The organism is Tahibacter caeni (assembly GCF_024609805.1).
In the GTDB taxonomy this organism is placed as follows: Bacteria; Pseudomonadota; Gammaproteobacteria; order Xanthomonadales; family Rhodanobacteraceae; genus Tahibacter; species Tahibacter caeni.
The window spans coordinates 1-7,989 of sequence record NZ_JANFVR010000227.1 but is presented as its reverse complement, the minus strand read 5'-3'; the positions used below and the strand labels follow the sequence as shown (position 1 = coordinate 7,989).

The following is a 7,989-nucleotide window of genomic DNA, read 5'->3' as shown; positions in this document are numbered from 1 at the left end:
CGCTGCGCCGCGGCCGGCCTCAGCCGGCGTCGACGGCCGTGTCGACCGCGGTAGCGTCGTCGTCGCGCTCCGCCGCGCGGCCCAGCGGCCAGGGCCAGACCGTCGGAAACGGCGTGCGCGTGTGCATCTGCGTTTCCGTGCACGGCCCCTTGTTGCCGAGCGGGCAGGTCGTCTCGCGCGTCGTCGTGGCTCCGGCGTCGATCGTCGTGGCGTCGTAGTCGACGGGGTTGCGGTCGCCGTCGATCGTCACGTCGAGCTCGCCGTCGCCGAACGCGATGCCGGCGCCGGCCATCAGGGTGCCGGCGAGGTTCGCATTGGTGAAGTCGGCGCCGTGCAGATACGCCTGCGTCAGGTTGACCGTGTCGGTCTGATAGGTCGACAGGTCTGCGCCGCTGAAGTCGCAGCCGACGAGGAAGGCGCGGTTGAACGACGCGCCGGTCATGCCGCGCTGCTCGACCGCGGCGAAGTTCACGCGCCTGAGGTACGCATTGGCGAAGTTGGCTTTCTGCAACTGGGCCTTGGCGAACTTCGCCTCGTCCAGCCGCGCGCCGGAGAAATTCGCGCGGGCGCAGCGCGCGTCGCTGAAATCGCAGCCCTGCAGGCGCGCCGCGGCCAGGTCGGCGCCGGTGTAGTCCGGCGCGATGCTGCCGTCGAGGGAGGCGCCTTTGAACGAGGCGAACGGCAGGCTGCACTCGACGAGACTGGCGTTGCGCAGGATTGCGTTGTCGAACTTGCACTGCGCGGCGAAGCGCACGCCGCCGAGTTCCACGCCGGTCAGATCGGCCTTGGTCGCATCGAGCTTCTCGCCGTTCGGAATGTCGCTGATCTGCGCCCAGTCCATGATCTTGCGCAGCCAGTTCGCGCCGATCAGCGAGTACTTGAACTTGGCGTACGAGAAACGCAGCGGCGCGTTCTCCGGCGAAGCCAGGGCCAGCGGTGCGTCGACGATGACGCTGCGCAGGTCGCAGTCGGAGAAATCGCAGCTCGCCCCGGTCACGCGGCTCAGGTTGGTCGCGTTCATGCGGGCGTCGTTGAACGCGACGTTGTCGAGTGTCGCGCCGCTGAAGTTCACGCGGTCGAGGTCCGCCTCGTTGAACTGCGAGCCCGCATGCCGGGAGCTGCTGAGATTCGCGCCGGCCAGCACCGCGCGGCTGAAATCCGAACGTCCGAAATCCACGCCGGAGAGATCTTCGCCGGACACGTCGACGACGGCCTTGCCGGCCGGAGTGAAGTCGAAATGCGCGACCTTGCGCGGCGCGGACGTCATCTGGTCCAGGCCGTCGCCGAGCTGGTCGAGCGTCCAGTCCGTGCCGGCCTGGGAGCCGTTGGCGAGGTTCGTGATGTAGCGCGCGGCGCTGATGTCGTCGACTTCGCGCGCGCGGCCGCTCATGTAGCCGAGGTCGTGAAAGGTCTTCTCCGGATCGGACTCGATGAAATAGCGCAGCTTGCTCCTGCCGCCGACGGAGCGGCGCAGCTCCTCGATGCTGAAACGCATGGGCGTGGTCGGCGCCGGATAGAACGACATCTGCGTCGGATACGTCGTGGCGAGTCCGAGCGACGGGCTCATGTTGCAGGACACGACTTCGCCGTTGCAGGCCTGCAGGTGACAGGTGCCGTCGCCGAGGGAGATCGCCAGGAACATGCAGCACTCCGGCGGCAGCGGCACCATGTTGCCTTTCCGGTCGCGGATCGTCGTGCGGTCCTTGCCGATCAGGCCGAGGCGGCTTTCCCAGAACACCAGCTTGCGGTTGTCGATGATGAAGCGGTACTTGCCGTAGAAACGTTTCATCGCGATTTCCTCTCAGGCTCTCGGCTTCGACGGCGCGGGCGGGCGCCACTGGCTGACACCCGGCTCGGGACGGCGGCCGTTCGTATCCAGCACTTCGTAGTTCAGCGCGAACACGTTTCGCAGCAAGTCCACGGTGATGCGCGCGGCGGTGAAATTGCCGGTGGAGGTCAGATAGAGGCCGGCCGGATCGTAGAGATCCAGGCGGTAGTCGGCCGGACTCTTGCCGCTGCCGGTGTGGCCGAGAATGAAGATGTGGCCCTTGGCCTCCACCGCCATGTCCAACAGGGTGAACGCGGGGCCGTCGCTGCGCAGGGTCAGGATCGGCGTCTTGCCGGGCTTGCCCGGATCGGTGAAGTAGGCGACCGGATTGCCGTTGACGTCGAAGCACTGCACGCGCCTGTTGTTGCCCGATTCGAGCACGAGCACGCGGCCGTCGAGGGCCAGCGCGACGGCGACCGGCGACTTCATGAGGCCGTGGCGCGCGCCTTCGCCGGAGGACAAGGTCGCCATGGGCGCGTGTTCGTCGTCGGTGGCGGCATCGGGCAGGGCGATGCGGTACAGCTTGTGCGCGCCGCGGCGGATCGCGAACACGTAGCCGTGCGGATGCACGACCATGCCGTCGACCGAGTCCGGAAAGCGGCCCCAGGATTCGTTGCGGCGCGGGCTGAAGTCCGGCGTTCCGCCGTAGGCGACGCGCACGCGGCGCAGGTGGAAGCCGCCGGCGCGGTTGGTGACTTCGTCGTAGGCGCCGCGCGTCGGGTCGACGAAGAAGTTGCGTCCCGAGCCGTCGTCCGGCGAGACGAGGTCGTAGGCGATGCCGCCAGCGACGGTGAAGCCCGCCGGCGATCGCGCATGACCGTCCTGCGGACGCTGCAGCACGGACAGGTTCTGCTGGACGAACAGGCTGTTCGCCGTCGGCGGCCGGCCGGCGTCGTCGGGCGGCAAGTCCTGGTCGGTGGCCTGCCAGGCGTAGCCGATCATCTCGGGATACTGCGCCATCGTGATCGCATGCAGTTTTTCGATCGTACCGTGCACCGGCGAGGGCGAGGCCTTGGTCGCCTGCGGCGGCGGGCCCGCCTGCCAGGCACGCTTGCCGTCGCGCAGGACGAGCTTCTGCTGGTGTTCGTAGACCGACCACTTGCCGAGCGGCACCTCGTTGATCTCGATCTCGATCGGCGGCACCGCGAGCGCGTGGCCGCCGCCGGCGCCTTCGGCCTTCATCCAGGCGCTCGCGCCCTGGCCCGACTGCCAGTCGTTCTCGGCGTAGAAGAACACCAGCACGCGCAGATTGCCGGCCGCGGGCACGTCGGCGAAATCCACGACGATGTCGTCGCTGATCGTTTCCGGCGGCAGCGGCCTGACGAGCTTCGGCAGGGTCACGCCCGAGTCGTAGGCGACGACGACGGCCAGGTGGTGATGGTGATCGGGGAATTTCTTGTACAGCTTGCTCGAGGTGATCGTGATGCGCAGGTCGATGCTGCGCGTGACGTCGGTCATGTGCGCGCGCGGCGACTGGCGCACCGCGCTCGTGGTCTGCGCGAGCTGCGCCATCGTCGCGGCAGTGTCGGCGAGCAGCATGGCCATGTTGATGAAGGGCAGGGCCTTCTTCGCGCCGCCTTCGATGATCTTGCCCGCGATGTACTGGCTCAGCTCGCCGAGCGTGGCCTTGGCCGCGGCCGGTATCAGTTTCTTGGTGATCAGCCAGACGGCCTTGGCCGGATCGTCGTTGAGGCTGATGAACAGGGCGGCGAAGTGGCCCAGCAATGCACCGATGACCGGTTGCTTGCGCACGAGCTTCAGCAGGCCGCCCGAGGCGGTCAGGCCCGCGCCGGCCGCGAGCAGCACGACCGGCAGCGCCATCTCGACGATGACGGTCATGATCGCGCCGGCCGGGCAGGCCACCGGGTCGTTGCTGCCCTGGCCGAGTCCGCCCCAGACGAAGCGTACGGTCGCCGCATCGGCCGGCACCGGCACGCTGAAATGCGAGGACTCGGTCGGCAGCGGAATGCCCATCATCGTTTCGACCGGACCGACCATGCCGAGGTAGCGCCGGGTCGGATGGTCGTCGTAGCGCGTTCCCGGCAGCGGGAAGCGCGAGCTCCAGCCCGGCGCGGCGCGGGCGCGGCCGGCGGTGTCGAGGAATTCGACATAGGCCGACAGATGGCGCAGCCAGTGGTTCTTCAGCACGACCATGAGGTTGCCGCTGTTGCCCGCGTCGCGCACGGCGATCGAATGCAGCTTGCGCAGGCGGTCGCCTTCCTTGATCGCGAAGCCGGCGTCGGCGTAAGGGCCGCTGTTCGTCGTGACCAGATACTCCAGCGCCGTGCCGTCGCCGTTGAGACGGCATTCGCCCTGCGCGGTCCGGCCGGCCTCGGCGCCGCCGAGCGCGACGGCATAGGTCCTGTCACGGCCCGGAACCGGCCGCAGCGCGCCGGAGATCGCGTTGAACACGACGTAGAGACGGCCTTCGGCCAGCGCCTTCTGCGCGGCCTCGTCGAACGGGCCCACGGCGCGCTCGTCGTTGCTCGACCAGGTTCCTTCCGCGCGCCAGTTAGTGCCCGGAGAGGCCGGCGTGAAGCGCACGTCCGGCTCGAATTCCAGGCCGCTGGTCGGCGTCAGGTTCTTGAGCCGCCAGCGCACGTCGCCGGCGCCGCGCAGCGCGGTCCTGGGCGCCTGGGCCTTCGGCGCGACACGGCCGGCGTAGTCGCCGACCGTGTTGCCGTATTGCACGGACCACGACTGGCCGCGCAGGTCTTCTTCCTGATTGACGAGCACGAGGGCGCGCGACAGCACGTTCGGCAGCGCCGCGAGCACGTCGCCGTGCAGTTCGGAGACGAAGGCCGGCTTGCCTTCGTCGTCCACGAGCGGCGAACCGTCCTCGTCCTTCGCGCGCACCTGGCTCGACCAGTCCGACGGATGGCTGCGGATCGCCTCGACGAGCAGGCCGTACTGGCCGAGCGCGCGGCGGATGCAGCGTTCGATTACGGTGACCGGGCCGCCCGTGGCGGCGCCGGCGTTGAGGTTGACGAGCTCCGGGTGCTGGAACAGCAGCGACACCGCCGTCTCGTACGGATCCTGCACCGCGGCGATCTTGTCCGGCATCGCCTGAAGCGCCTGCAGCTGGTTCTGCAGCAGGTGCTTCTGCAGGCCGCGGAACGCGAGCTTCGGATGGATGTCCTCGTCGGGCAGCGCCGTGAGCTTGCGCCGCACGTCGCGCAGGCGCGCCTCGCGCGGCACGTGGATGCCGAGCGACACGATGCGCTCCGTCATCAGCCCCGCCACCTGCACCGGCTGCGTCACCCACATCAGCGCGACCGCGTCCGAGGGCAGGGCGACGTCGGCGTAGTGACTGACCGCGTCCTCGGCGAGCAGGCGCAGGAACGGATTCTCCTCGCGCGCATCCGACCGCGTCGCGCGCGAATGCGGGCTCAGCGCGAACTGCTTCTGCGCGACGTGCAGGGTATAGCCTGTCCCGGCGCCGGCGAGGTCGAAATGCAGCAGGTGCGGTTCTGTCGCTCTCGGCAACGGCATGGCGGCTCCTCGTCGGTGAAGGCCCGGCCCGGAGGGCCGCGCGGGGCGCGGCACATGGCAGGCAAGGGAATGGACGAGGCCTCCGCCGGCGGCGGACGACACGACACGTAGCACGACCGAAGCCGTGCGCTGCCGCTGGGTCGATGATCCCCCTGACGCTGCAACGCGGTGCGCTGCGTCGAGGCCTAGCGGCAAGATGCGGGAACGGCTATCAGCGGCGAATGCAATCGATGCCGGCGGCACGCCGGGCCCGCGACTGCCCTCGACGAACTGCTCGCCGACGCGGGGCGATCGTGCCCGCGAGACACCGCCGTCGACGCCGACGTCGCCTCGCACCGGCGTGCTAGCAGCGATGCGACGCGGTTGTTGCAGCACTGGGCGACAGCCCGCCATCGATATCGCGTATCTGAGCCGGCTTTCCGTTCCACCGGGCACTCCGGCGGGCGATCTTCTCGAGGGGTGCGGGGAATACTGCACGAAGCGATGCTCTGGCCCTAACCGGTTTCCTGTTCGAGGCATCGAAGCGGCTGACTTCAACGGCCCGAGACATCGCATGACTCGACTTCCTCGACTCAGCCGCCTGCTGATCGCCGCTGCATCGCTGATCGCACAATGCGCGGTATCCGGGCTCGCGTGTGCCGGCACCGTTCCGGAAGGGCTGCCCGAGCGGGATGCCGCAGCGATGACTCGGATGGCAGAGCGAATTTCCGAAGTGGCTCGATCCGCTCGACTCGTCACCGTGGGGGCAGCGCTCATCCGCGATGGCAGGCTGGTCTGGACGGGTTACTTCGGAGAAGAGGCGCCCGGTGTTGCCGCGGGACCGGACACCCGATTCAATGTTGCGTCCGTCACCAAGCTGGTCGCTACGCAAACGGTTCTGCGCCTGGTCGGCGACGGCCGGTTGTCGTTGGACAGCCCCATGGCGCCGTATTGGGTCGACCCCGACGTCGCCGATGATCCAAGGCATCGGCAATTGACCGCCCGCATGGCGCTCACGCATACCAGCGGCTTTCCGAACTGGCGTTTCTTCCTGCCCGGCGGGAAGCTCCGCTTCCTGCACGATCCCGGCAGCCGCTACGGCTATTCGGGCGAGGGCATCGAGTACGTCGCGCGCTATGCCGAGGCCAAGCTGGGCGTTCCGTTCCCCGATCTGGTGGACGCACAGGTGTTCGGTCCGGCGGGCATCGACGACGCGCGACTGCGCATCGACAGGAAAGCACCCGCGCACGTCGCCCGGCCGGTCGACGAAGACGGCAAGTTCCACGGCTACTTCTGCCGGCCCGGCGGTTGGTGTCGTGAGCACGGGAGCTATTCCGCCGCCGACGACCTGGTGATCAGCGTGCCGGATTTCGCGCGGTTTCTGATAGCGCTGATGGACCATCGCGGCTACGGCGATGCCCTCACGCTCGACCGCGATCGTGTCCAGGCGTTTCGCGGCGAAGACAGCATCGTGCGCTGCGTGCCGTCCAATCCTGGGGCATGTCCGAAGGCTCAGGGCTACGGCCTGGGCGTCGAGGTGCTGGACTACGGCGACAGTCGCGTGATCGGCCACGGCGGCAGCGACTGGTCGGAGATGAGTCTGGCCTACGCCTATCTTCCGTCGCGCGACGGTGTGATCCTGTTCGTCAACGCACCCAACCGCTTCGCGCTCGAGGCGATGCCGCGTCTCATCGAGGCGCTCGATCCCGCGTCGCCCTATCTGGCGAAGTATCGGGAATGGGCTTCACCTGAGCACGCTCGGTAGAGGCGCGAACGTGCAGCCCCGTCCCGCAACCTCGCCGCGACCTTCGAGGGTGGACAGGCCTCGGGTTGCACGGCAGATTGTCGCGATGACGCATCTTCGCCTTGCCGACGGGCAACCGCCGACGCCCGGAATCGCTCCGGCGGGTTTTCGCCGAGTCGTCCTGAAATCGCGCACGCCGACGCGAAGCCGCCGCGATCGGCATCGGCTCCGCAGGAAACGAACGCCTTGGGTGAGTCGGCGGCGCTTGCTCGTCATTCGTCGTGGAACCGCTTGACGACGCCGCGTTTGCGCATCGCAGGCGCGGGGGGCGCAGGTGCTCGGCGCCTCCAATGGATACGACGCCGGCCGCCGCTGATGGTCAGCCGGCGCAGGCGCACGATCGCGCCGTTATTGGCGGTGATGCGGAACACGGGATCGGCCAGGCCGCCGGCGCCGCTGACGACCGCGTCGGTCGCATCCATCGCGGCCGTACAGTCGGCATAGCCGCCATCGATCGTCAGTTCCTGGCTCGTCGTGATCGAATGGGCTTCCGGTTCGCAGGTCAGCGAACCGACGGTGGACACCGCCGCGTCGGCGGCGGTGGCCGACGCGGCGGCCAGCACGGCGGCGCCGAGACGCAGCGGCAGTTTTTTCGAACGCGAAGCGTGCATGGACCAACTCCTGTAGGTTGCGCGGGCCGCAGGGGAACGGGCTCGGCGTCGCCGATTGCCGGGACCTTGCGAATAACGCCGTCCGGGCCGCGGTTTGCGACATCGCGTTCCGGGCGGAGCCGTCCGTTGCGGCGGTATCGGGTCGACGAAGGGACCAATCGAGACGCTGGGCGGCTGTGTGCGCCGCGACGAGCAGCGGCGCGCAGCGGGCTGTCGCCGCGCGCGCCGCGGCTGCTACAGTCGGCGCGGACGGCGCCGACCGAGCGCCGGCACCG

4 protein-coding genes are annotated in these 7,989 nt (G+C 68.8%); 1 reads left to right on the top strand and 3 read right to left on the bottom strand.

The window, feature by feature from the left end:
* Window positions 1–19 precede the first annotated feature (19 nt).
* Together NON22_RS16880 and NON22_RS16875 are read right to left on the bottom strand one after the other, a co-directional pair.
* On the bottom strand, window positions 20–1,789 hold the full coding sequence (locus NON22_RS16880; RefSeq protein WP_257388113.1) for a pentapeptide repeat-containing protein: 1,770 nt from the start codon (window positions 1,787–1,789) through the stop codon (window positions 20–22).
* 12 nt (window positions 1,790–1,801) lie between these two features.
* Complete coding sequence (locus tag NON22_RS16875) at window positions 1,802–5,320, bottom strand: NHL repeat-containing protein (protein WP_257388112.1); 3,519 nt, start codon at window positions 5,318–5,320, stop codon at window positions 1,802–1,804.
* A gap of 553 nt (window positions 5,321–5,873) precedes the next feature.
* On the opposite strand from NON22_RS16875, the gene NON22_RS16870 reads away from it, so the two are divergent.
* Window positions 5,874–7,064 (top strand): serine hydrolase domain-containing protein, encoded by a 1,191-nt coding sequence (locus NON22_RS16870; RefSeq protein ID WP_257388111.1) that lies wholly within the window; start codon window positions 5,874–5,876, stop codon window positions 7,062–7,064.
* 251 nt (window positions 7,065–7,315) lie between these two features.
* Here NON22_RS16870 and NON22_RS16865 read toward each other — a convergent pair whose 3' ends face one another.
* Entirely contained in the window at window positions 7,316–7,714 is a 399-nt protein-coding gene (locus NON22_RS16865) for a hypothetical protein (protein ID WP_257388110.1), read from the bottom strand.
* Window positions 7,715–7,989 lie beyond the last annotated feature (275 nt).

Excerpts from the sequence above, each read along its gene's own strand:
- NON22_RS16880 (WP_257388113.1), bottom strand. The coding sequence starts at position 1,789 with ATGAAACGTTTCTACGGCAAGTACCGCTTCATCATCGACAACCGCAAG.
- NON22_RS16875 (WP_257388112.1), bottom strand. The coding sequence starts at position 5,320 with ATGCCGTTGCCGAGAGCGACAGAACCGCACCTGCTGCATTTCGACCTC.
- NON22_RS16870 (WP_257388111.1), top strand. The coding sequence starts at position 5,874 with ATGACTCGACTTCCTCGACTCAGCCGCCTGCTGATCGCCGCTGCATCG.
- NON22_RS16865 (WP_257388110.1), bottom strand. The coding sequence starts at position 7,714 with ATGCACGCTTCGCGTTCGAAAAAACTGCCGCTGCGTCTCGGCGCCGCC.